The 23806-nt window shown below is 64.2% G+C and carries 19 protein-coding genes; 12 read left to right on the top strand and 7 right to left on the bottom strand.

The genetic code is table 11. The annotated features are described in order from the left end of the window. Window positions 1–47 precede the first annotated feature (47 nt). The 3 genes from GE027_RS09550 to GE027_RS09540 all read right to left on the bottom strand — a co-directional run bounded on the left by GE027_RS09550 (window position 48) and on the right by GE027_RS09540 (window position 3124). Entirely contained in the window at window positions 48–380 is a 333-nt protein-coding gene (locus tag GE027_RS09550) for a HesB/IscA family protein (protein WP_153556963.1), read from the bottom strand. Window positions 381–947: 567 nt separating this feature from the next. After that, complete coding sequence (locus GE027_RS09545) at window positions 948–2273, bottom strand: HD domain-containing protein (protein WP_237607425.1); 1326 nt, start codon at window positions 2271–2273, stop codon at window positions 948–950. Next, the gene (locus GE027_RS09540) at window positions 2270–3124 is read right to left on the bottom strand and encodes a DUF3488 domain-containing protein (RefSeq protein WP_202617374.1); all 855 of its coding nucleotides are present in this window, start codon (window positions 3122–3124) and stop codon (window positions 2270–2272) included. The genes GE027_RS09545 and GE027_RS09540 overlap by 4 nt, the downstream gene beginning before the upstream one ends. Before the next feature lie 76 nt (window positions 3125–3200). On the opposite strand from GE027_RS09540, the gene GE027_RS09535 reads away from it, so the two are divergent. Both GE027_RS09535 and GE027_RS09530 read left to right on the top strand, forming a co-directional pair. Beyond that, window positions 3201–3794: a tRNA (cytidine(34)-2'-O)-methyltransferase gene (locus tag GE027_RS09535; protein WP_237607424.1), complete on the top strand. Its 594-nt coding sequence runs from the start codon at window positions 3201–3203 to the stop codon at window positions 3792–3794. After that, window positions 3791–4909 (top strand): agmatine deiminase family protein, encoded by a 1119-nt coding sequence (locus GE027_RS09530; protein WP_153556961.1) that lies wholly within the window; start codon window positions 3791–3793, stop codon window positions 4907–4909. The genes GE027_RS09535 and GE027_RS09530 overlap by 4 nt, the downstream gene beginning before the upstream one ends. Here GE027_RS09530 and GE027_RS09525 read toward each other — a convergent pair. Then, entirely contained in the window at window positions 4867–5682 is an 816-nt protein-coding gene (locus GE027_RS09525; protein ID WP_153556960.1) for a hypothetical protein, read from the bottom strand. The genes GE027_RS09530 and GE027_RS09525 overlap by 43 nt on opposite strands. A 162-nt stretch (window positions 5683–5844) precedes the next feature. Here GE027_RS09525 and GE027_RS09520 point away from each other — a divergent pair, with 162 nt between their 5' ends. The 4 genes from GE027_RS09520 (at window position 5845) to GE027_RS09505 (ending at window position 11128) form a co-directional block, all read left to right on the top strand. After that, the gene (locus tag GE027_RS09520; protein WP_162006651.1) at window positions 5845–6906 is read left to right on the top strand and encodes a hypothetical protein; all 1062 of its coding nucleotides are present in this window, start codon (window positions 5845–5847) and stop codon (window positions 6904–6906) included. Continuing rightward, window positions 6884–7645 (top strand): hypothetical protein, encoded by a 762-nt coding sequence (locus GE027_RS09515; RefSeq protein ID WP_237607423.1) that lies wholly within the window; start codon window positions 6884–6886, stop codon window positions 7643–7645. Before GE027_RS09520 ends, GE027_RS09515 begins: the two co-directional genes overlap by 23 nt. A gap of 626 nt (window positions 7646–8271) precedes the next feature. Beyond that, complete coding sequence (locus GE027_RS09510) at window positions 8272–9405, top strand: M24 family metallopeptidase (protein ID WP_153556958.1); 1134 nt, start codon at window positions 8272–8274, stop codon at window positions 9403–9405. Window positions 9406–9493: 88 nt separating this feature from the next. Further along, complete coding sequence (locus tag GE027_RS09505; RefSeq protein ID WP_153556957.1) at window positions 9494–11128, top strand: ABC transporter permease; 1635 nt, start codon at window positions 9494–9496, stop codon at window positions 11126–11128. On the opposite strand, the gene GE027_RS09500 is transcribed toward GE027_RS09505, so the two are convergent. Together GE027_RS09500 and GE027_RS09495 are read right to left on the bottom strand one after the other, a co-directional pair. Further along, window positions 11099–12580, bottom strand: coding sequence for a hypothetical protein (locus GE027_RS09500; RefSeq protein WP_153556956.1), 1482 nt, complete (start codon window positions 12578–12580; stop codon window positions 11099–11101). The two genes, GE027_RS09505 and GE027_RS09500, sit on opposite strands and share 30 nt — an antisense overlap. A 690-nt stretch (window positions 12581–13270) precedes the next feature. After that, window positions 13271–15847 carry a PVC-type heme-binding CxxCH protein gene (locus tag GE027_RS09495; RefSeq protein WP_153556955.1) on the bottom strand — a complete coding sequence of 859 codons (2577 nt, stop codon included), beginning with the start codon at window positions 15845–15847 and terminating at the stop codon, window positions 13271–13273. Between the two features lie 208 nt (window positions 15848–16055). Between GE027_RS09495 and GE027_RS09490 the strand changes: the two genes are divergently transcribed. Both GE027_RS09490 and GE027_RS09485 read left to right on the top strand, forming a co-directional pair. Continuing rightward, a complete protein-coding gene (locus tag GE027_RS09490) occupies window positions 16056–17675 on the top strand; it encodes a ribulokinase (protein WP_153556954.1) in 1620 nt (539 codons plus the stop codon). A 191-nt stretch (window positions 17676–17866) separates the two neighbouring features. Continuing rightward, window positions 17867–18541, top strand: a complete 675-nt coding sequence (locus GE027_RS09485) for a hypothetical protein (protein ID WP_153556953.1) — start codon at window positions 17867–17869, stop codon at window positions 18539–18541. A 103-nt stretch (window positions 18542–18644) separates the two neighbouring features. Here the strand turns inward: GE027_RS09485 and GE027_RS09480 are convergent, their stop codons facing one another. Next, window positions 18645–19076, bottom strand: a complete 432-nt coding sequence (locus GE027_RS09480; protein WP_237607422.1) for a thiol-disulfide oxidoreductase DCC family protein — start codon at window positions 19074–19076, stop codon at window positions 18645–18647. Between the two features lie 188 nt (window positions 19077–19264). Between GE027_RS09480 and GE027_RS09475 the strand changes: the two genes are divergently transcribed. The 4 genes from GE027_RS09475 (at window position 19265) to GE027_RS09460 (ending at window position 23650) form a co-directional block, all read left to right on the top strand. Further along, window positions 19265–20926 (top strand): hypothetical protein, encoded by a 1662-nt coding sequence (locus GE027_RS09475; RefSeq protein WP_153556952.1) that lies wholly within the window; start codon window positions 19265–19267, stop codon window positions 20924–20926. A gap of 396 nt (window positions 20927–21322) precedes the next feature. Beyond that, a complete protein-coding gene (locus GE027_RS09470) occupies window positions 21323–21808 on the top strand; it encodes a hypothetical protein (protein ID WP_153556951.1) in 486 nt (161 codons plus the stop codon). Then, window positions 21808–22677 (top strand): ComF family protein, encoded by an 870-nt coding sequence (locus tag GE027_RS09465; protein WP_153556950.1) that lies wholly within the window; start codon window positions 21808–21810, stop codon window positions 22675–22677. The genes GE027_RS09470 and GE027_RS09465 overlap by 1 nt, the downstream gene beginning before the upstream one ends. A 109-nt stretch (window positions 22678–22786) precedes the next feature. After that, a complete protein-coding gene (locus tag GE027_RS09460; protein WP_237607421.1) occupies window positions 22787–23650 on the top strand; it encodes a DUF502 domain-containing protein in 864 nt (287 codons plus the stop codon). The last annotated feature ends 156 nt before the right edge of the window (window positions 23651–23806 follow it).

Here is a 23806-nt window from a genome sequence, read left to right as displayed (position 1 = left end):
AACTTTTTTTCTAAAAGCTTTTCGAAGCTTTTAGAAGCTTGGGACCGTTAGGCCTGGAACGAGCTTCCGCAGCCGCAGGTTTTGACGGCGTTGGGGTTTTCGAAGGTGAAACCCTTCTTTTCCAGCGAATCGTACCAGTCGACGGTGGTGCCGTCCAAATACAGGGCACTTTTCTTGTCGACCACCACGTTCACGCCGTGGCATTCGAACTTGCTGTCGGTTTTTTCGTCGAAATTTTCGTCGAAGTTCAGCGTGTAGTTAAAACCGCTGCAACCGCCGCCAGCGACGCCGATTCGCAGGACCATTTCGTCACCGAAATTGTGCTCGCTGCGGAAACGCGTCACTTCTTCGGCGGCTCGTTCGGTAAGCTTGATCGCCATCAGTTGGAAACCTCTTAGAGATGGTAAGGACTGAACGTCCGATTGTTTCGTGGCCCAATTGTATTCTGAATGATTGGGAAAAGGCAAGCCAAACCGTCAGGACAAGCCGGATCGAGAGGTTGGGGGTGAGGGGGACCAGCAGAGCAGCACCACCTCCGTGTTTCGCTGCGCTGCGGGAATCGGAAAGGCGTGCGCAAACAGCCATTCCGTTGCATCCGAGCCCCCTCACCCCCGGCCCCTCTCCCACCACTGCTTCACTCGCTGACGCTCGCGGCGCAGCGGGGGAGAGGGGAGAAAATGTTGTCTTCTATCGCTCCGATCCCTACATAGATTCCGCCGGAGCCGACAAATCTCAATTTGCAATTTGCATTGTTCAATTTGCAATTTGCAATCTCGCCGCCAAAGTCTGGCGACTTCAGCTACGGGGCGGCGGCCCAAAGTCTGGCATCGGAATTCGTGTCGTCCCTCCGGGACTGGCGCGGGGGGGGGTGGGGACGGCACCCCAGGCTCGCGTCTGAGGCTACCGCATGTCGCCACTGCCGTGGCTGCTGCGCCGCGGGGGGCGAGCTAGGTTTCGAACGCCGCTTCGGTTCGTTCGACGGCGTCGTGCAGCCAGTCCTGGTCCAAGTGCCCCTCTCTCAGACGGTCGCGGACATCGCCGCGGACGAAAACGCGGACCCGTTTGACGAATTCATCGAATTGTCGCCGCGCCAGGGCGTCGACCACCGGCGAGACGGCTCCCAGGGGCCGCACCTGACCGCTGCGATGGACGACGTCCACGTCGATATCCACCTCCAACTTGATCGGCGGGGCATCGATGATCACGTCGGCCGCACTCAGCGGCATCCCGCACTCCGCACTCAGCCGCTCGGCCAGATGTTCGCTGCAGGCGACCAGCCAGCTGTAGGGCCGGCGGGACAGCTGGGCGTGCAGGGTTTCGTGCTGCAGCCGATCGAACTCGGCGACCCGTTTCCAGAGCACCCGCTGCGGGCCAAACAGCCCTTCGACCAGGGGCTCGGCCAGTGATCCTTCGGCGATCCGGCACAGCCGCCCGGTCCAGCGGTGGTCGTCCAAGGTGACCATGGCCGTCAGGTCCAGCCGCTCGCGCAGCAGGTACACGGCCCGCTGCAGCATCGCGCTGGCGCCGCGAACGGCGTGGTGCCAGTACACTTCGCTGAACATCACATAGCGGGCGAAGACCATCATCTCGGCTGCCGTGCGACCTTTCTCGCCCACGGCCAAGGCGGGTTTTTCAGGATGCACGCACAGCGATCCGATCAAACGGCCCAGATCGAAATTCCGTCCGTAGGGCACGCCCGCATGCAGGCTGTCGCGAAGCAGGTAATCCATTTTGTCGACGTCGATCGGGCCGCTGAGGATCGACGCCAGCAGACGGCTGGCCTCATCTTCCAGCGGTCCCTCCAGCAGGCGACACACCTCGTCCACCGAACTCCAGTCGGCCTCGATCCGCTCGGCGATCTCGGTCTGCATCAACATCTGCCGGGCCAGCACTTCGTGTCGCGGCAGTTCCGCCAGCTGCATGTCTTCGATCGGGTGGCAATACGGCCAGTGGCCCACGTCGTGCAGCAGCGACGCGGCGACGAACGTGTCGACCGCTCGGTCGTCGACGTGCTCGACAAACGCCGGATCGGCCGCCAACCGCTGCAGCACCTGCAGCCCACAGCGATAAACGCCCAGGGAATGCTCGAAACGGGAATGGGTCGCCCCCGGATAAACATGGGCGACCAGTCCCAACTGGCTGATCCGCGACAGGCGGCGCATCGGCGCCGTGTCGATCAACCGGCGCACCCGCGGCGTGATCGGAACGTCCATTTCCGGAGCGATCCGCATCAGATGGCGCGCCCCGCCGAGCGCCTGCACTTCCTGGTTCACCGGCCGGCTCCCCGATTCGCTGAAGACGGGTTCGCAGCCGACGGGTTCGCAGCCGACGGGGTGCCGGCGGCGGGCGGCGTGGCGGCGGGCGGTTGCGGGGCCCCGCTGGCAGGGCCGCCGGGCGGGGTTTCGAACAACAGCTCGCGTTCGGCCGGAGCGGAGCCGCCATTGAGGCTGGCGACCGGCACGCCGGCGATCAACGCCAGGATCAGGGCCCCGACCAGATACAAACCGGCCACGGCCAGCCCGCCGCTGAATTCCAGTTCCAACGCGTTGGCGGCGGCAAATGCGCCGATTCCGGCCACGATCACCAGCATGATTCCGGCCACGAACAGGGACATGTCCGATGGCTGGCGCAGGTCCAGCACGTACATCGGCACGAAGGCATAGATCAGCCAGAGGGCGGGAAAGATCGCGGACAGGATCAACAGGCGATTTCGCAGTTCGCTGCCGACCAGCGGTGCCAGTTCGGCGTCGCGGGCGAAGCCGTAGGCGGCGTAGATCGCCGGCGGTGCGAGGGCGATCGCGCCCAGGGCCACCCACCACCAGGGCACCGGGTCCCACAGACGCGTCGCGGCCGCCGCGGCCAACATTACGACGATCGTTCCCACCGTGATCGCTACGGCGCGCCCGGTCACGCGGGTTTCCGTTCGCTGGATCGGTTTTAAGACCGACTGGCCCTTGCTATCCTTCGGAGCATCGTCGCGCGGCGCATGGATGACGATTTCGTCCGTCTTTTCCGGGACGGCGATCTGTTTTTTGCACTTGGGACAAGGGCCTTTTTTGCCCGCGAATTTATCGCTTACCGTAAACCGGCTTAGGCAACTCGGACACGTGACTTGGATCGGCATGGGAAATCAGAAAAGAGAAACCGAGGAGCGAAGCGACGACGGGCAGCCGCCTAGTTTCCCAGACGAACACCCCTCGTTGCAAGCCGCGAAGGATCGCCCGGGGTTGGATGCGGCGAAGGCTCGCCGGGGCCGACCCTCGGCCCACGTCGTGCTGTACCGGCCCGAGATCCCGCAGAACACCGGCAATATCGGACGCAGCTGTGTGGCCACCGGCGCGAAACTTTGGCTGGTCGGCCCCAAGGGATTCGAGATCACCAATACCCGGCTGAAACGCGCCGGCATGGATTATTGGCAACACCTGGCCTGCGAAGAAGTCGACTCGTGGAGCCAGCTGCAGCAGCAATTGCCGACGCCGCGGCAATGGGTGTTCAGCCGGTTCGCCAAACGGCCCCTGTGGGACGCACCGCTGCAAGCCGGCGACGCGTTCGTGTTCGGGTGCGAGTCGGCCGGTCTGCCGCCGGACATCCTGGATCCCGACAGCCCCTATGCCGTAAATCTGCCGACCCTGCCGGAGGTCCGCAGCCTGAATCTGGCCACGACCGTGGGCATCGTCCTGTATCAATTACTGGCTCGCTGTCCCGAAGCTCGCCCCTTTGGCACGGCAAGCGACCTCGCGAACCTCGCGGCTGCGGACGATCCCGCGAGCACGCCTTTCCAGGACCCCTCATGAGCGAATCGACGCTCCAGCCGCCGGCCGTATCGGCGTTCCGCTGGCCGGCCGAATGGGAACCGATGCAGTGCATCTGGTTGGCTTGGCCGCATAATCCGCAAACCTGGCCGGGACGTGTCGAGCGCATGCCGCCGGCCTACACACGGTTTGTCCGCAGCGTGTCCGAAGTCCTGCCGGTGCGATTGTTGGTGCCGAACGCACTACGCCAACAGGCCCAGCGGTGGCTGAGGAACGTGCCGCGGGTCGAGTCTATCGAGTACCCGACCAACGATTGCTGGATCCGCGATTACGGCCCGACCTTCGTGCACTGTGTGGATCCGCATGCGGCGGCGCTGCCCGAACTGGCCGCCGGTTCGGTCGTCGGTATCGACTGGCAGTACAACGCCTGGGGCGGAAAATACCCGCCCTGGGACCAGGATGCGGCGGCCGCCGAAACCATTTGCCACCTGTCCGGCAGCCCCCGCGTCACCAGTGCGTTGACGCTCGAGGGCGGAGCTCTGGAGACCGACGGCGCGGGCCGACTGTTGACGACGGCGTCCTGCCTGGTCACCGACACGCGAAATCCCGGCTGGTCACGCGACCAAATCGCTCAAGAACTGTATCGCTGTCTGGGCGTGACCGAGATCCTGTGGTTGGAAGGCGGCGGGCCGGCCGGCGACGACACCGACGGACATATCGATCAGATCGCCCGCTTCATCGACCCCGAGAACGTCGTGGTCGCGGTATGTCAGGATCGCTCGGACCCCAGTTACGAGACGCTGGAAAACCACTATCGTCAGATCCGCGTTTGGGCTCGCCAGACCAGCCCCACGGTCCACGTCCACCGGTTGCCCCTGCCGCCGGCTCGGTTTGTCGATGGGCAACGGGTGCCGGAGAGCTACTGCAATTTTCTTCGGCTGGGCGAGCCACGGATGCTGGTGCCGCAGTTCCGCTCTCCGGCCAGCGACCGCGTGGCCCTGTCGATCCTGCGAAACCTGGCGCCCGGCGTGGAAGTGTTGGGAGTCGACGCGGCGGACCTGGTCTGGGGCCTGGGGGCGCTGCACTGTGCAAGCCAACAACAACCGCGGGCGGCTCACTCGACCGACAGCCCGGAAAGGCGGTCCCGTACTCGGTGACGCGCCGCGTCGAACTCGAGGCACCACTGCAGCGTCATCACGACAACGGTGAAGGTCGCCAGCACGATCGCCGTCTGTTCTGCGTACAGCATGCTGTCCGATTGGCCGCGGAGCTGGTCGTTCAGCCGCATCAGGCGATGCAGTCCCAGCCAGCCGCCCGCCGCCGTGGCGAACAACAATCCCGCCCAAAGCAGCGGCGCTGGCGTCGCGGCCACCAAGCGCTGGGACACGGTCGCGATCGCCACCAGACTGGTCACCGCCGTCAGGGTGCCCAAGTGATACAGCGCGTCATCGGTCACGTAGCTCCGCCAACCGCTGAAGACAACCGCCGAGACGAGCGTCAGCACCAATAGCGAAGCGATGCCGTAACGGCCCGAAGCGTGGGAAACGCAGGGCTTCCTGCCGGCGGATCGCAGCCGAGCACTGCCGACCATCGCCAGCGACTGGAGCACGACCAACAGGCCGATCGAGAACAGGTACCGCGACAGCGGCTCGGAGGACCAGGCGTGCATCCACAGGGCGTGCCAAGCCGCCGAGGCCAGGATTGCCAGCAGCGCCGGCCAGTGGGTCACGGCGCGTCCCAGCACCCATACACTGGCCGACAGCCCGCCCCACATGCACCCCAGCCAGATCCCGTGGGCCGGCGGCGAGCCAGCCGACAGATACGCCCCCCCGATCTGCAGGGCCAGGATCCCCAGCAAACCCATCCAGGTCACCGCGGCCGGGATCGCAATCGACGAACCGGGCACACGCGAGCGAGGAGAATTTAGCACGGTGTCGACCATCAAAACCGGGATTGGTGAGCGGGCAGGAAACAGTCTTTCGGCGTATCGACCCATTGTAATTCATCCTCAGGCCGTTCCCCCGATTGCATCGAGCGGCACCGCTGACGATAACTATGCGCGTTGCCCTCATCTCGTGAAGCGCGTGTTCCCGTGACCGATTCTGCCGTTCAACCGATCGCCTGCGTTCTCGGTCACCCGATCGCCGGCAACCCCACCCAGTTCGCCGTCGAACGCGCGCTGGCGGCGGCGGACATCGATTGGCGGTTTCTCTCGCTGGACGTCACCGCCGAGGACCTGCCAGCGGCCGTTGCGGGGATGCGAGCGATGGGGTTTCGCGGCGGGATCGTCGCCGATCCGCACCGTGGAGCCGTCGCTCCGCTGTGTGACGAAACCGACGAAGCCGCCACGATCGCCGCCTACGTCGATGTGCTCAGCCGCCAAGACGACGGCCCGCTGCGTGGACACTTTGTCAGTACCGAAGTGCTGCGGGCCGCGATCTCGAAAACGTTTGCGGACGAAGCTGCCGGCGAGTCCGCCGGCGACAAGTCCCCGGTCGAACGCACGATCGCCGTGCTGGGCGACGCGGACCCGTGGCTGGCCGCGCTGTTGCCGCTGATGCGCCAGCCACACTACCGCTGGCGTCTGTTCGACACGCCGCCCGAACTGTGGCAGCGCAGCGGCGCCGACACGGCTAACTCCACGCCCGACGGCCACCAGGATGATCCGGCAGGCAGGGATTTGGCAGGCAGGGATCCGGCAGGCAGGGATCCGGCAGGCAGGGATCCGGCAGGCAGGGATCCGGCAGGCAGGGATTTGGCAGAGGTGGAACGAAAGGAAATGAACGCCCAGGACGTCGCGTCGCCCACCGGCGGGAACGCCGCGCACCCGCGTCGGGTGCGGCGGACGGCGCGCATCGAGGAAACCATCGACGAGGCGGTGGACGTGGTCCTGCGGGGCATGTGCGACGGCGAGCCTTGTTTGATTTCCGAAACCGTCATCCAGCGGTTGCGGGCGCCCGCCCTGGTAATCGATTTGGCCGAGTGGACCGGTTCGTCGCCCCTGACCCGCGCCGCTGGCAAACAAAACCTCGCAACGCTGACGCGTCTGGACTTGATGGTCGACCAGACCGCCCGGGCCGTGCAGTGCTGGACCGATCAGGCAATCGACGAAGCGATCCTGCGAGAGGCGTATGAAGAGTTTCTGGAAATATAAGACCCGCCCCGAGTCGCCGGCCGGGGCGTCCGAACCGGTGCTGGTGTTGCGTGACGATGAAATCATCAGCACGGTGGCTCGGCTGCAGCGTCGTATCGGCGAACGCTTTCCCGACTCCGGTCTCTTCAATCTGTGTGGCCAGTTGCTGGATCTGTCCCGTCAGGCCAGCGAGCGATCGCGCTGGATCAATCGGCCGATCCTGTTGTTTCGCATCTCGGGTTACGGTCTGGGATTGCTGCTCAGCGGGTTGTTGATCGGGATGGTGTTCTACTACAGCCAACGCCTGCAGCTGAACGACGAGGATTTGCAGGTCAGCAATTTCCTGTCGATGATCGAAGCGGCCAGCAACGAAGCGGTCCTGCTGGGCGCGGGCATCTTTTTCTTGTTCACGCTGGAGACGCGCGTCAAACGCCGCCGAGCCTTAGCGGCGATCCACGAACTGCGTTCGATCGCCCACGTCATCGACATGCACCAGTTGACCAAGGACCCCGAACGGACGCAGAAGCAGTGGCAGAGCACGGCGACGTCGCCGGTGATCCAGCTGACACCGCTGCTGCTGAACCGATACCTGGATTACTGCAGCGAGATGCTGTCGTTGACCGGCAAAGTGGCCGCGCTGTACGTCCAGCGATTCGACGACCCCGTCTCGCTGGCCGCGGTCAGCGAGATCGAACAGCTGACCACTGGAATGAGCAGCAAAATCTGGCAGAAGATCATCAATCTGCAAGACGCCAAGTAGCCGAAAACCGCCAGACATTAAAACCGGTCGTGAATGACAACGCTTGCCCCAACGTCTGGCGGGTTTGGCGACGCGTGCTCTTTTACGCCAGCGGCGGACCGGTCGGCGAAGCGCCACCGGCCGGTCGGCTTCGGCCGCTGTGACTCGGTTGGCCGGTTACTCGGTTGGCCGGTCCGGCCTACAGCAGCGCCGCCGCCGCCACGGCGATCCTCGCTGGCATCGGGCTGGAGGAGAAAACGGCGCACGAAAAAACCGGCTGCTACGGTTTTACCCGTAACAGCCGGTCATATAACATCCTTCGACCGTCGGCGGCAAACACGGAGCCGCTGGGAGAATGGCGGATGTTCGGCGTACTTCTGCACAAGCCTTAAGTGAACATCGGCCAGCCCGAAAATTGGTCCCTCTGCCGGTGATTGGTCGAAGGAAAGTGGGTCAGAGTTTTCTTCCCACGTGTCACATTCTAGACCCGCCTAGGCGGACAGCAAGGTAGTTCGTCAGAATCATCCCTGCCGGGCCACTCTTTCCGCTAAAAAAAATTTGCTTCGCCCGAGTGGGACACTCGTTCGTCGCCGTCCGGGACACTCGTTGAACCCCGCTTTCGCCCTCCTTTCCCCAAGCTGATCCGCATGACGAAAAACGTATTGCTAGCTGGAATCCCCGCCGAAAATCCGACTCTCTATCGCGCGGTCGGTCTGGCCGCGGGCGACCCGGCGGCTTGGCTTTCGCTCGATGGCCGCAATCGCTTGATCATCCGAGACATCGAAGCCGGGCGAGCTCGCGACGTGGGCCGGGACCACGAAGTTTTTTCACCGGCGGACTTCACGCCCGAACAGGGGCTGGACGCCGACCGGGCGACGGCCACCGCTCAGGCCGTCGCCGAACTGCTCCGCCGCGAAGGCGTCCGGCAGATCACGGCCGACCGCAGTTTGCCGTTCATCTTTGCCTGGCACGTGATGCAGGCCGGCGTCGAGCTTCGGTACGATGCCGACCTGGGCGTGCTGGACCGCCGCGTCAAAACCGCCGAAGAAATTCGATGGCTCGAGAAGGCGCAGAACGTCACCGAGCAAGGCATCCGATTTTTGTGCGAACGCATCGCTCGCTGCGACACCGATGACGAAGGACAGTTGGTCTTCGAGGGCGAAATCCTGACCAGCGAGGCGGCTCGCGCAATGGCCGCGGCGTTCTTTCTGGAGCACGGTTACGCGCTGAACCACGGGGCGATCGTGGCCACCGCGCCACACGCCGCCGATTGCCACCATGCCGGCACCGGGGCGCTCCGCAGCGGCGTCCCCATCATCGTCGACCTGTACCCACAGGATCAGAGCACGCGGTACTGCGGCGACTGCACGCGCTGTGTGGTTCACGGCCGCCCCAGCGAGCAGGTGGTGGCGATGCACCGGGCCGTGGTCGAAGCCAAGGCGGCGGGGATCGACAAACTGCGTCCGGGCAACACCGGCGACCAGGTTCATCAAGCCGTGATCGCCGTCCAACAGCGACACGGCTTCGAGCTCTCGCGTGGCACCCTCAGCGATGGCCCCACCATCCAGCACGGAACGGGCCACGGAATTGGACTGGAAGTCCACGAGCCGATCCTGCTGGACGACGGCGGTGGCGAGATCCTCGAGGGCGAAGTCTTCACGGTCGAACCGGGACTGTACGGCCGACAAACCGGCGGCGTCCGCGTGGAGGACATGATCGTGGTCACCGCCGATGGTCCTCGCAACTTGAACCGCTTGCCCGAAGGACTGGACTGGTCCTAAAGCCCCATCCTGAGCCGCCGCCGACGATGCTCTATAATCATTCGGCTTGTCTACCCTTACGCGGTCTGAGTGGGGCGTCGTTGGCCTTATGTATTTGATGGAAAACCCGGTCCTGCAGCGCGAGCTGTTGGTAAACCTGCGCACCGGCCGGGCCTTTGTGCTGTTGGCCCTGTACCAGTTGTTGCTGGCGGTCGTCGTGTTGATCGCCTGGCCCAGCGAGGAGCGTTTGGACCTGACCGGTAACCCGCAGTCCGCGCGCAAGCTGGTTGATTTGTTTTTCCTGGGCCAGTACGTGATCGCGTCGCTGATGGCGCCCAGTTTTGCGGCCGGAGCGATCACCGGCGAGAAGGAACGCAAGACCTACGAAATGCTGTTGGCCAGTCCGCTGCGTCCCGGGGCGATCGTGATGGGCAAGATGATCGCGGCCCTGACGCACATCGGAATGCTGATCCTGGCATCGCTGCCGATCATCGTGCTGTGTCTGCCGCTGGGCGGCGTCAGCGTGTACGAAGTTGTTGCCGCCTACGTGGGCTTGATCGTTTCGGTGGTGTTGTTCGGCGCGATCGGGATCGCGGCCAGCAGTTACTTTAAACGGACCAGCGCCTCGCTGGCGGTCAGCTATCTGACGGTCTTGGCACTGGTGCTGGTCGGGGTGCTGTTCTGGAAAACCTTCGAAAGCGACGCCGAGCTGCGTTTGAAGCTGGCGATGTTGGTGATTCCGGCCTACGGCCTGACGGCGGTGCTGTTGCTGTGCGGCAACGCCGCGGCCCGGATGCTGTACCCGCCGGACGTGGGCAGCGAAGGCAAGGAGGTCGTGGACCTGGAAGAAGAAGCCGAGCGGGCGGTGGGCCTGGTGATCAACCGCGATCAGTTCCCCGATCGTCTGTTCGCCCCGCCCAAGAAGCAGCAGTTGATGCCCGACGGCGTCAATCCGGTGTATGACAAGGAGATCCACAGCGAGATCTTCAGCCAGGGCACGTTGATGCTGCGGTTGGTGATTCAGATCAGCATGCTGCTGGCGATTCCGTTGATGGCCTGGTTGTTGTTCGCCCAGTCCTATCGCTGCGCCTGGTACGCGGTGTTCGTGTTGGTCTTCAACATCCTGATCGGTCCGGTCTTCCTGGCCGGCAGCATGACCGGCGAGCGCGAGCGGCAAACGCTGGACCTGTTGTTAACCACGGCGATCACGCCCTGGCAGATTTTTTGGGGCAAGCTGGTTGTGGGCTTCCGCGTCTCGGCGGTGTTGACCAGTTTTCTGCTGTGGCCACTGCTGTTGGGCGGCGTCCTGGTCAGCGATTTCTGGAGCAACTGGTTGGCGCTGGTGGCGATGTTTGTGATCGTCGTGACGACCTGTGTTACCAACAGTGTGGTGGCGATGTTTTGCAGCGTGTTTTCGCGCAAAACCAGCATCAGCCTGATGACCACGTACTCGGTCCTGCTGGTGGCTTATGCCGCGCCGGTGGCACTGACGTTGCTGCTGCAGATTCTGGATTTCCCAGCGGCGACGGTCGAGCGGTTTCAGTGGTTGGGAGCGGCCAGCCCGTTCAATGCCGTGTTCGCGATTCCCCTGGACGCGACGTTGATCGCCGACCATTCGATGCCGGCCAACGAGGGCAACTGGTGGCTGGTGCTGGCCTACTTTCTGACCACCGTCGTGCTGAATGCCGCCTTGATGGGCGGCATCATCTGGCGTCTAGCTGCCCGCGTGCGGTTTGGCGACTGAACCGTTGATCTCGAAATCGATGCTGGCCTGGCCGTATTTTTCACCCTTGAGATCCTCCATCGTCAATTCCATGCGGTACTGGCCCTCGGCCAACTGGCTGGGCAGGTGCAGGCGATAGGCGATGAAGTAATCTCGACGGTAGTTGTTGCAGACCTGACGGTCGGCCGGCAGCACTTTGTGGTACAGGCGTTTGCCGCTGTGATCGAAGATCTCGTAGGAGCCCTGGAACTGGGTCTCGTAACCGTTGCTGAGCCGTTCGGCAGCAAAACCGTCGACTTCGCTGTACAGGATGACCTGCTGGCCGGCTTTGAACCGCGTGGATTCGAAGGGTTTGATGCGACCGTACGATTCGACTTCGGTGCAGAAGGCCAACGAGCCGACTTCCAGCGTTCCGGTGGCGGCCGCCATGTGTTTGGTGGCGTCGCGCAGGTGTGGTAGTGCCGTCGACCAACGCCGCTGCAGCACGGGATGTCCCTGCGGGTCCATCGCCGTCCAGAGGGCGAGCAGTTGGTTTCGCAGGTACTCCTGCTCGCTGCTGCCGAGCGAGTCGATCGGCTCGACCGCTTCGTCGATCCGGCCGTCGAGCAACAGTAGCATGCGGCGCCGCACGTGGTGCCGCAGCTGGCCCGGTTCGTCGAGGTCTTCGGGCATGGTCTGCCAGCGCCGAGCCAGTTCGGCCAGCAGCTTTTGGTCGCTGTATCGTTCGAGGCTGGCGGCCGAGCTGGGATTTTCGTCCGCGGCGGGCTGGGAAGGCTTCGTTTCCTCGGCTGAGGACAGCCGAGCTGCTTTGGCGTCGTCGGCGGCGGGCTGGGAAGGTTTCGCTTCCTCGGCTGACGACGGCCGAGCTGCTTTGGCTTCGTCGGCGGCCAGTTGTTCGGTAGTGGAATCGGGGCCGAGCAGCGGTTCGGCGGCGGCCGGCGCAGTGGGCCGTTCAGCCGGAGCCTGCTCGGCCTGAGCGCTGTGCGAAGCGGGCACGACCGGCGAGCTCTTTTCGGCAGCGGCTTGCCGCGGAGCGTCGGCGGTGGCGACCGCATCGGGTTCGGCGGCAAAGGGATCGGCATCCAGTTCGGCGCGGGTGGGCAGATCCGGCAGCGGTTTGCTCTGGATCTGGGTTTGCTTGGTGGCCGCCAGACGTCGGCGAGCGGCATCGCGAATGACCGGGTCCGCATCGCGGAACGCTTCGAGCAGTTCTTTGTCCTGGACCACACCGTCGGCGTCGGCCGCCGACGTGCCGGCGGCCGCCAGCGAGCTGGTCAGTTGCTGGCCGCTGTCATCGATCGACGCGGTGGCCGCCGCCGCGCCGGCGGGAGCAACACCCGCGGCGGGTTTCTTGCTGTAAGCCAAACGCGTGGGCGGCTTGTCGCGGCGATGATCTTGTTCGCTGGGTTGCTGACTCACCTGGATCGAGCGATCGAACGGGGGAGTGCGGCAGCCGACGGTGGCGACCATCATCGTAAGGGCAACCAGGACTGGCAGTCGTGTACCGCTGACGTGCATCCGTGCCTCGCGCAGTGTTGAAGAAACAAACGATTCGCCCGCGACAGTAAAAGAAGCCCGCCGAAGGAGCAATAGCAACCTCCGGGGGCGTGATTGGAGGCGAGTGGCGAGGGGCGAGTGGCGAGTGGCGAGGGGCGGGGTTGAATCGTGCTCGTGCTCGATTTGAGATTTGCTGACTCCGGCGGATTCTATGTAGGGCGTGCGAAGCTCGGGGCGCAGCAGCCACGGAAGTGGCGACATGTGGTAGCCCCAGGCGCGAGCCTGGGGAAACGTAAACACCACGAACAAAAGCCCTGGAAGGGCGACAGGAAGTCTGGCACCGCAATTCGTGTCGTCCCTCTGGGCCCAGCAGAGCGGCACCACCAGTGCGGTGTCTCGATACCGTACGGGAATCGGAAAGGCGTGCGCAAACAGGCATTCCGTTGCACCCGAGCCCCCTCACCCCCGGCCCCTCTCCCACCACTGCTTCACTCACTGACGCTCGCGGCGCAGCGGGGGAGAGGGGAGAAAACATTGTCTTCTACCGTTCCGAGCACTACATAGATTCCGCCGGAGTCAGGAGATTTGCAATTTGCAATCGACTCTTCAGCGAACGCTCGCACGCCCATCCAACCCTGAACTCTCGTCCGTCCTCCCCCCAACCGCTCAGCCGTCTCCGCCAAGCAGGGCGATCAAGTCTCGTAGCTCGGCGACGCTGAGTCGCTCGTGCCAGCCGTCGGGCATGATCGACTTGGTGATCGCTCGCTGGGATTCGATCTCCGCTAGTGGGACTTCGAAGGTTTTGCCGTCGGCTTGCTGGAATTTCAGATTCGTTCCCACGCCGCCCCCGTTGACCTTTAATCCCACCAAGACCCGGCCGTCGCGGGTGAGCACCTGCCAGGGCATGTACAGCGGCCCCACCTCTTTGCTGGGCAGGAGGATCGATTCCAGCAGGCGGCTCGTGTTGTCGTCCAGGGTCGAGAGGTCCGGGCCGGTGTCCGCGCCGCGGCCTTTGTAGGCGTGACAGTTCACGCAACCGGCTCGCCGGAAGACTCGGCGACCGGCCGCGGGATCGCCGCCGTGGGCAACCAACCCCTCCCAGCGGCTGAGCGGTTCGATTTCCGGCGTGTCGATGTCCGCCGACTCGGGAGCTCGCAAGACCCGCCGGATCTCGCCGGCCAAGGCCTCCTGATCGGGACCGCCGACACGCGCTGCCAACGTTTCCAACCACGGTTTCATAGCTTCCGATTCCAAGGCTCTGGCGGCCACCGCGGCCACGGCATCGGCGCGCGTCTGAGCATCCAGCTGCGCGTCTTCGGCGATGCTTCGCAGGGCACTCGTCGCGGCTTCGTCGGACCGTGTGGCCAACCACTGCACGGCCTCGGCGCGGAACGGCCGGTGGTCGCTGGCCCGCATCCACTGGCGCAGCCGGTCCGGGGTGATGCGCCGGAAGGTCGGTGACAAGCGGCCCAGGGCCAACGTCCGCAGCTCGATCGAACGCTCCGGATCGGTGAGGACGCGAGCCAGCCGGTCCTGGATGTGCTTGCCGTGCTTGCCGCCGTCGGCGCGTCCCGCTTCCAAGTAGGCCATCGCAGCCAGCAGGGTTGAAAACAATTCTGGGGAGAGCCCGGGGCGGTTCAGAAGGGATTCGATCTGCGGTAGCGCCGTGGTATCGCCCCGCTCGGTGACCCATCGCAGAGCGGCCATCACGACGCGCTGGTCGGCGTCGGCAAACGCGGCATGGATCCACCGCCGGCGCTGATCCGCCGTCAACCGATCCGGGGAAACCAGATCGATCCACCGCCACGCCGTCAACAGTCCCAGCCGCTGCGAGGCGGTCAGCTCATCCTCCGGTGCAACGTCCTGCAGGTCGTCGCCGGCGACCAGTCCGGCAATGGCGGCTTGGCGAAGGAACGGATCGGCAGAATCCAACGTCGCCAGGCGATCCTTCGTGTTCACGCCGCGCGGCTCACGAAGCTCAGCCGCCCGCTGTTCCGCGTTGCTCAGCGGCGGCAGGTTGCCGGCCAGGGGTGGCGCATCGGCACGTCGGCTCAATCGCCACAGCCGCCCTTTGCCATGAACCGGATAACTGCGGTCCGCCCAATCGGTCACGTACAAGGAGCCATCGGGTGCGGTCGCGATATCGACCGGCCGAAACGCCGCGCCGCCTTGGACCACGGTTTCCAGCTGGCTGACGCAGGTTGCACCGGAGGATTGGAGGCGATAGCGTTCGAGACGGTTGTCGCCCCAGCCCGTCACCCACAGATGCGGCCCGTGGGCGACCAGGCAGCCGGGAGCTTCGCCGGTTCCCGCGGCCATCGGCAACGTGCCCGGGTACTCGCCGTCCCAGCTGAGCAGCGGGTTCGTGCCGGCGCGGCCAAAGCGAAACTGAAACCCGTAATCGCCCGTGGGAGTCACGTGCAGCAGACGGCAGGGCGGCCGGGAATCGGGATCGTTGTCCACGGTCCACAACCGACCGGCGGGATCAAAAGCCAATCCAAAAGGGTTCCAGAACCCGGTCGCGATTCGTTCCAGCCGTCCGCCGGATTGCGTCATGCGATAGACATTGCCGCCTTCGCCGCTGCCCACCTGCTGGCTTCCATCGGCGGCGGTCAAGCGATAGTCGCCGCCGAAGTTCTCGCCCTGGCTGACGTACAGCAAACCGTCGGGACCGACCACCATTCCGGCCAGGCCGTTGTGCGGGTAGTCGGTTTTGGTATCCAGCGTCAGCAGGACTTCGCGCTGGTCGGCTCGGTCGTCGCCGTCGCTGTCGCGGATGCGAATGACTTGGCTGCGCGTGGAGACGGCGATCCAGCCATCGGCCAGCGGCGTGATCCCCATCGTCGCCCGGCCGCCCGCGTAGAACAGTCGTTGCCGGTCCAGGCGTCCGTCGCCGTCGGGATCGTCGAACAAGTAAATCCGGTCCTGGTCGGGACCCGGGTAGTCATCGGGCGGAAAGTGCGTGTGGCATTCGATCACCAGCAGACGCCCCTGTTCGTCAAAACAACAGGCCACCGGCGTGACCAACTCCGGCTCGGAGGCGACCAGTTCGATCTGCCAGTGCGGGTCCAGCACCTCCGGCACATCGATCGCCGGCGACGCCGATTCGGCGGCGGGTTGCGAAGCCCGTTCGGCCGCCGACAGGCCTGCACCACCGCTGGTCCACACGGTGATGCACGAGAGCATGCACAGACCGGGGAGCCAGTTCGAACGGATGAAGTTGGTGCGGGAGAGACGATGCATGGCGTATCACTTCTGTTCGTAAACGGAGACACAAACGGCGGGACAAGACGAGCGCGAGACGATTCGCATTTGCGCGGCGATGCGCGGCGGAGGGAGTGTGTCCATTGTAGCCATCGCGAGACCGCAGCGGTGTTAGAATGACGCCCGCTGACGCCAGCGATGGGCACGCACACCACGACATGACAACGACTTCACGGAGCAGAAACGGATGGACAAGGTCGCATTGGGGTTGGATTTTGGAACCGAATCGGTACGCGCTTTATTGATCGACCGCGACGGCGCTCACCGAGGCCTGGGCGAGGCCGCTTTTGCGCACGGCCAGATCGTTTCGACGTTGCCCTCGAGCGACCAACCGCTGCCGGCGCGATACGCCCTGCAGGCCCCCGAAGATTGGCTGGACGCCGCCGCCGAAGCCACCGCGGCGGCGCTACAGCACAGCGGGCTTGAACCCGGGGCGGTCGTCGGCATCGGGGTGGATTTTACCAGCTGCACCATGTTGCCCACGCTCCGCGACGGCACGCCGCTGTGCCAGGTCGACCGCCTCCGCAGCGTGCCGTTGGCTTGGCCCAAACTGTGGAAGCATCACGGGGCGCTCGAGCAGACCGCGCGGATGAACGAGGTGGCCCGGCAGCGAGACGAGCCCTTTTTAAAACGCTACGGCGGTACGATCGGACTGGAATGGTTCTTTCCCAAGATGCTGGAAACGATCGAAGGGGCGCCCGAGGTGGCCGAGGCGGCCGAAGTCTGGATCGAGGGCGGGGATTGGTTCGTGTGGCAGTTGGTCGGCGGCCCGGCCGACGGCTTGGCCCGTTCGACCTGCCAGGCCGGGTACAAGGCCATGTGGTCGGCCGCCGAGGGTTATCCTGCGCAGGATTATCTGGCCGCGGTGCATCCGCAATTGGCTGCCGCGGCCGCCGAAAAACTGCCCGGCGTGATGCGTGCTCCCGGCGAAGTCGCCGGCAGGCTGTGCCCGGCGATGGCCCAGCGACTGGGGCTGGCTGCCGGAACCCCGGTGGCGACCGCAATCATCGACGCCCATGCGGCGGTGCCGGGCGTGGGAGCGGCCGATCCCGGGACGTTGGTCATGGTCATGGGCACGAGCAGCTGTCACATGCTGAACAGCCGCCGGTGGCACGACGTGCCCGGGGTGGCGGGCGTTGTCGAAGGCGGTATTTTGCCGGGCCTGTTCGGCTACGAGACCGGACAAGCCGCCGTGGGCGACGCCTTTGCCTGGCTCCGCAATCTGCTGGGGCTGGACTCGTTCGACACGCTGGCGGCCGAGGCGATGGCCCTGCCGCCCGGTGCCGAAGGGGTTCGCTGTCTGGACTGGATGAACGGTTGCCGCACGCCGCTGATGGACGGTTCGCTGCGCGGGCTGTTCGCCGGCCTGGGACTGGAACACGGCCCGGCGCATCTGTATCTGGCCCTGATGGAAGCCTCCGCGTTCGGGCTGCGCTGGATCGTCGAGCGGTTGCGGGAGCACGGGGTGCCGATCGATCGCTTCGTCGCCACCGGCGGATTGCCGCATCACAACCGAGCGTTCGTCGAAGTCTATGCGGATGTCCTGAATGCCGAAATCGAAGTTCATCCCTCGACCCAGGGGCCGGCGACCGGTGCGGCCGTGCTGGGCATGTTGGCCGCCGGACCAGAGGTTTCTGGGTTCGACTCGGTCGCCGCCGCCGCGACCGCGATGGCGGGCGTCGCCGAAGCGGAGCGCGACATCCTGGCTCCGCGGCCGGAGCGAACGGCCGCCTACGACCAGCCCTATCAGGAGTATCGCCAGTGGGCCCGCATCGTCGCAGAGAGCAGTCACCCCGTCCGTAGCTGAAGTCGCCAGACGAAATCGTTCTTAGGAATCGATTCCATTTGCGTCGGGGCGACGGGCTTGGGGGGTGCGGTTAGCATGATGGTGCGGATCGTACGGGTTGATTTGCCCGGCGGAGGGCGTTCGCGGAAATTAATTTCTCCCGATTCCGCCCGGACGCAAATCGTGAACTATGTTGGGAATCCATGTTCTCCATGGCTCGTCCGATTCGGTTTTGCCTCGCCACGGCAGTCCTCGCAGGCCTGTCGGTGTTGGTTCCCGGCGCGGCTGCGGCCGCCGACTGGCTGACCCTGCCCTCTACCTACACGCACGACGCCTACGGCCAGCGAGTCGAACAGTACGCCCAGCCCGCGGCCGCCTACGCGCCTCAGGTGTCGAACTTTCGCACCAGCGGATACACGCACGCTCGCAGCTCGCTGCAGTTCGGCCCCTCGGCAGACAATTACCATCGTGTCGAAAAATGGGGCGACCCAGTGCGTCCCTATGGTGAATGGCGGTTCCCGTATCGGCCCTATTCCCAGCCCTACGCCGCTTGGGGAGCCCCCCTGGCAGGCCTCGGTCCGCTGGGCGGTTACGGCCCCTTTCCCTACCCGGGCGTCGGCTACGGTGGCTATCGGGGAGACGGTGATTCCGGCGGCGAGGTTCCGCCGGGCTATGGAAACCCACCGGGCTATGGAAACCCACCGGGCTATGGAAGCGGGATCCCCAACCCGTATCCCAGCATTCCGGGCAGCGGTTATGAGGTGCCGCCTTACTACGAGGGGCATTATCCATCGACGCCGCACCGGCCGCGTTTGAACGACCGCCAATTCTTCCGCGATCCGCGTCTGCCCCCAGCGGCGGGCGAGCCGCCGGGCGCATCGCCTTGATCAGCAAAGCAGCTCGGCTGTCCCAGCAAAGCAGCTCGGCTGTCCCAGCCGAGATGGCAACAGCGTCCAAAGTCTGGCGACTTCAGCTACGGCTTTGCGGTTTCTACAGATGGACGCGGCAGGCGTCGCCGTCGCAGGTCTTGCCGGCCAGGCGATAGCGCCGCTTGGCGACTTGACCGTACAGCCACCGCCACACGCCGGCCGATCCCGGCAGGTGCAGCACGGGCACGGCCCACCACAGCAACGGCAAGCGGCGAGACAAATAACGCACCGCCACGGCGCCGCCGTAGGCCGTGCCCTCGGCCGAAACGACGTACATCTGCTGCATCAGCGCTTCATGGCTCAGCTGCGGATACCGCTGGGCCACCCGCGGATCGTGCAACGAGAGGTAGGCCAGCGGCTTTGCACCGGCGCTCCAGCGATGCAATCTCCGCACCTGGGACTGACAAAACGCGCAGTGCCCATCGAAGATAACGACATCGACATCGTCGCAAGGAAACGCGTCCGGATCGGGCAGCGACATTGAGTTTTGCACGTGTCCGCTTTCTGAAAGAGCCGTTTGGAAGGTGGCGAGTGTCGTAAAAACCAGCAAAAACCAACGCGGGCGGCGTTTTCCTACCCCCCCGAGCCCTACTCAGGCCTTTATACTAACAGGGCTGGGCGGCCGGAATTAACCGCGCCGGGGTGATTTTCCGATCCCTTTCTTTTGCGAGCGGCAGGAGCATGAACCAAATCGAAACTCAGGTATCTCGAGCGCGACGCCGGTTATTGCTGCAGCACTTCGGCCGAGTGGTTTCGTGGTCGCTGTTCGTCTCGCTGATGGTGGCCATGCTGGCCTTTGCTGTTCCCAAGATCTGGGCCTTGTCGATCGATTCGGTCCACTGGTACTGGGGCTGGACGGCCGCGGCGGTGGCGGCCGGGGTGTTGGCCGCGGCGGTTTGGACCTGGTGGCGGGGGCCTTCGTTGACCGAAGCTGCCACCGAGGTGGATCGTCGATTTCAGCTTCGCGAACGGCTCAGCAGTTCGCTTTCGTTGACCGCCGGCGACCGCGACAGCAAAGCCGGTCAGGCGTTGATCGCCGATGCCCAGCGGCGAGCGGCCCAGTTGGAAATCGGCCAGCGGTTTCGTCTGCAGCCCGCTCGTCTGGGCCTGTTGCCGCTGATCCCCGTGGCCATGCTGGCCATCCTGGTGTTCATTCCCAACGCCACGCGGGAAAACGAAGTCGACGCCAGCGCCGCTCTGGCGGCCAAACAGGAAGCCGAACAGGTGAAACGCTCGGCTAAGATCCTCAAACGCAAGATCCAGAACGCCCGCGATCAAGCCAAGGAAAAGGGCTTGGCTGATGCCGAAGACCTGTTCAATAAACTGGAACGCAAAGTCGACGACGTGATCAAGAAGGAAAACGTCGATCGCAAAGACGCCATGATCGCCCTGAACGACCTGAAGAAGTCGCTGGAAGAACGCCGCGAACGCTTGGGGTCGCCCGACCAGATGCGCAAGAGCCTCTCGGACCTGAGCGGCGACATGCGCAAAGGACCGGCCGAGAAAGTCGCTAAATCGCTGGAAAAAGGCGATTTTTCGACTGCCCAGAAAGCGATCAACGAGCTGGCCGAAAAAATGCGGCGCGGTGAGCTGAGCGAAGCGGAAAAGAAACAGCTGGGCGAACAGGTCCAGCAGATGAAGGAAAAAATGGAAGACATGGTCCGCAAACACGAGCAGGCCAAGCAGGAGCTGCAGCGGCAAATCGAAAAGGCCAAACGCGAAGGACGCAATGGCGACGCCGACGAGCTGCAGAAGAAACTGAACCAGATGCAGGCCAAGCAGGAGCAGATGGATCGCATGAAGCAGATGGCCGAAAGCATGGGACAGGCGGCCGACGCGATGCAGAACGGCGACTCGCAATCCGCCGCCGAAGCCATGGAAAGCCTGGCTGATGAGCTGGGCGAGATGCAGCAGGAACTCGAAGAGCTGGAAGAATTGGACGCGGCCATGGAAGAACTGGGGCAGGCCAAGGACCAGATGCGGTGCCAGCAGTGTCAGGGCGGCGGCTGTCCCAGTTGCCAAGGTGGCGGCATGGGGAACCAGTTCGGCGAGCAACCCGGTAACGGCCTGGGCCGCGGTGCCGGACAGGGCGAACGCCCCGAAGCCGAAGACGACACCAACACCTACGAATCTCAGGTTCGCGGCCAGGCCCAGAAGGGCCGAGCCATCATCGCCGGCGTGGCCGGGGGCCGCAACAAGAAGGGAGTCTCACGCGAGGAGCTGCAAGAGACCGTTCGCGGAGCCTTGTCCGAAGAAAGCGATCCGGTGGAAAACGCTTCGCTGCCGCGGACCGAACGAGAACACGCCCAGCAGTATCTGGATCTGCTGCGCGAAGGCAGCTGAGGCAGTTCCCGCACCATGGACGAATCGCGCCGACGACAAATGCGACGCCAGGAACGGCAGACGTTCCTGCTGATCCTGGCCGCAGTTGCCATCTACCTTGCCTACAAAATGGTCTTCGGAAGCTAGGGCTGCGTCAGCATCAGATTTCAGGGTCTGGCCGTCGCTGAAGTCGCCAGTTGTTTGGGCTTTTTCGCCGCTTTCATCCATTCTCTGGCGAGATCGGCGACAGCCCAGCACCGACGGCAGGTACCGACAACCCGGTACGGTGATCGCAGCCCCCCACATGTGGAAAGTGCCAAAGATTTTGTTGCTGCTCCAGGTAGGCAAGCTCGTTTGCCGAAGTACAATTAAGGGGGAATGACCGGGCGCTAGAGGCGCGTTAACGGCGTGCTATCCATGCAAACGGCCATTTCCGGCGGCACTTTGGCAGTCAGTGATGGCAGAATGAGACAACGCTGTCGCGTTCACGCATCGCTTGTCGTCAAAGCAAAAAAAGCGTGTTTTATTTCTAACCCTTTTCCTGCAAGCGACTTAGGAGCTTTTTCCGGACGTGTCGTCGCGGTGCGGCGCACCGATTGCATTGAACCTGAATCAAGCGAAATGGGTCTTCGGGGTGTGAAGACCAAATCTGGCCGCAATCGGCTTTTGTTTATCAACCTGCAATGGAGTGCTAGCGGAGTCTCTCCCATGACTACATCATCTGATAATCGGACCCCTGCGGTGCCTCGGCCCGATGGCCAGCACTGGGAAGAACTGACTCGTCGTTTGCCTGAGTCGATCCAGCATCTGGACGCTTGGTTTGATGGCCAGTTGGCGGTATTGGAAAAGAAACAGGCTCGCTTTATTACGCAACGCTCATTGAAGAAAAGCCTGCGGCGCTAATGCCTCGCGGTGGGGACGCGGCGCAGCACTGGTGGCAGCAGCAGCACTGGCTGCAGCAGCGGGACCGGTTGCGGCAGGCTGCCTGCCGGCTGCAGCGGGTTGGGCACTGGACGCTTGCGGCGATCCTGCCCATGTCCTGTGTGTTTTGCGGAGCGGAAACGCCTCCGCCGGCTCGAGCGTTGTGTTCTCGCTGTCGCACGCGTCTGGCGGCTTGCCAGCCGGCTCGCACTTGTCCTCGCTGTGCGATGCCGCTGCCGGTGGTCAGCAACGGCATGCAGGCCGATGACGGCTCGCAGCCTCGATGCGTACACTGCCGCAAACAGCCGCTGCGGTTCGCCAGAACCTTTGCTCTCGGGGCTTATCGAGGCGTCTTGAAAGAGGCGGTGATTCTTGCCAAGCAGCCGTCGCGTCGGGTCGTTGCCAAGACGCTGGCCGCCCTGTTGGCCCAGCATCACGGGGCCGCTCTCGGGCAGTTGGGGATCGACTGTGTCTGCCCCGTCCCCTCGCATTGGCGGCGCCGGCTGAAGCGTCGCGGCACGCCTTCTCAGGTGATCGCCGAAACCCTGGGCCGGTCGCTAGCGGTCGCCACTCGCCCCCTGCTTCGCCGCATCCGGCACACCCGCAAGCAGGGCATGCTCAGCCCCGCACAGCGACGCGAGAACGTGGATGGTTCCTTTGCGGTAAATACGGGCTATGTTTTCTCGTTGACGGGCTTTTCACCCCGGGGCAAACACGTATTGTTGGTAGACGATGTCCTGACGACCGGGGCCACGGCCAATGCCGCGGCCGGCGCCTTGCGACAAGCCGGCGCCACCGAAGTGACCATGGTCGTGCTCGCCCGAGCAACCGGCTCCCGCTCCCCCGCATAACCAGAATGATCCAAAAGCGATGACTCCAGTGCATAGCGCCACGCCGCCCGAGCCCAAGCCGGACGCGAGCCCTGTTCGGCGTGCCATCCTGCGCGGTTTGGGTGTCGTCATGCCCCCGTTGCTGACATTGGTGCTGTTCATCTGGGCTTGGAACGCGATCGAAAGCTACATCCTGCGGCCCATGGAGGCCGGGATCCGTTACGCGGTGGTGCTGGCGATGAGCGAGTCGCTGACCGTGCCGCCCGAGGGCTACGAGCCGGTCCAGCCCGGGGATCTGTCGGCCGGGTTTTATGCCGACGGCCAAAAGTACATTCCGGATCCGACCGGCAAGCGTTTCTTGCCCTCGGAGGTCGTTCAGTATGTGAACAGCAATCTCGAACGATTGGGGCCCTACCAGCCGGCGCCGGCGACCGCCAACGCCTACTGGCACCGCTACGTCGAATTGCGTTACCTGCCGCGGTACATGGTGGTGCCGATCTTTCTGATCGTCTTCCTGGTCGTGCTGTACTTCCTCGGGCGGCTATTCACCCACGGCATCGGCCGCTGGCTGGTGAATATGTTCGACGGCTTTATTAGTCGCCTGCCGGTGATCAGCAACGTCTACGGATCGGTCAAACAGGTCACCGATTTTGTGTTCAGCGATCGAGACATCGAATTCAACCGAGTGGTGGCGGTGGAGTATCCGCGCAAGGGCATGTGGTCGGTCGGCTTCGTGACCGGTAATTCCATGGCCGACATCACGGCCGCGGCCAACGAACCGGTCCTGAGCGTGTTGATGCCCACCTCGCCGATGCCGATGACCGGGTTCACGATCACGGTGCGAAAAAGCGAGGCGGTCGATCTGGACCTGACGATCGACCAGGCAATCCAGTTCGTGGTCAGCTGTGGTGTGGTCGTGCCCAGCAACCAGCAGGTCGGCGGGCAGGGACGGCTGCAGCTGAACCTGCCCACGACGCCGCCGGATGAGGGTTAGTGGTTGCGATGGGGCGTAGCTGAATTCGCCAGCGCTTGGAACGCTGAGAGTCGAGATCAGCGGACGCGCCGGTTGCTGTTGCGAAAACTCAGGCGACGCCTGGGGGGTAGCAGGTTCAAGCGGCCGGTCCTAAGTCAGCTCAGGGCAACGCCCTGG

The organism is Roseimaritima sediminicola (assembly GCF_009618275.1).
In the GTDB taxonomy this organism is placed as follows: Bacteria; Planctomycetota; Planctomycetia; order Pirellulales; family Pirellulaceae; genus Roseimaritima; species Roseimaritima sediminicola.
The sequence above is the reverse complement of the archived record's forward strand: the minus strand, read 5'-3'. Positions and strand labels throughout refer to the sequence as shown.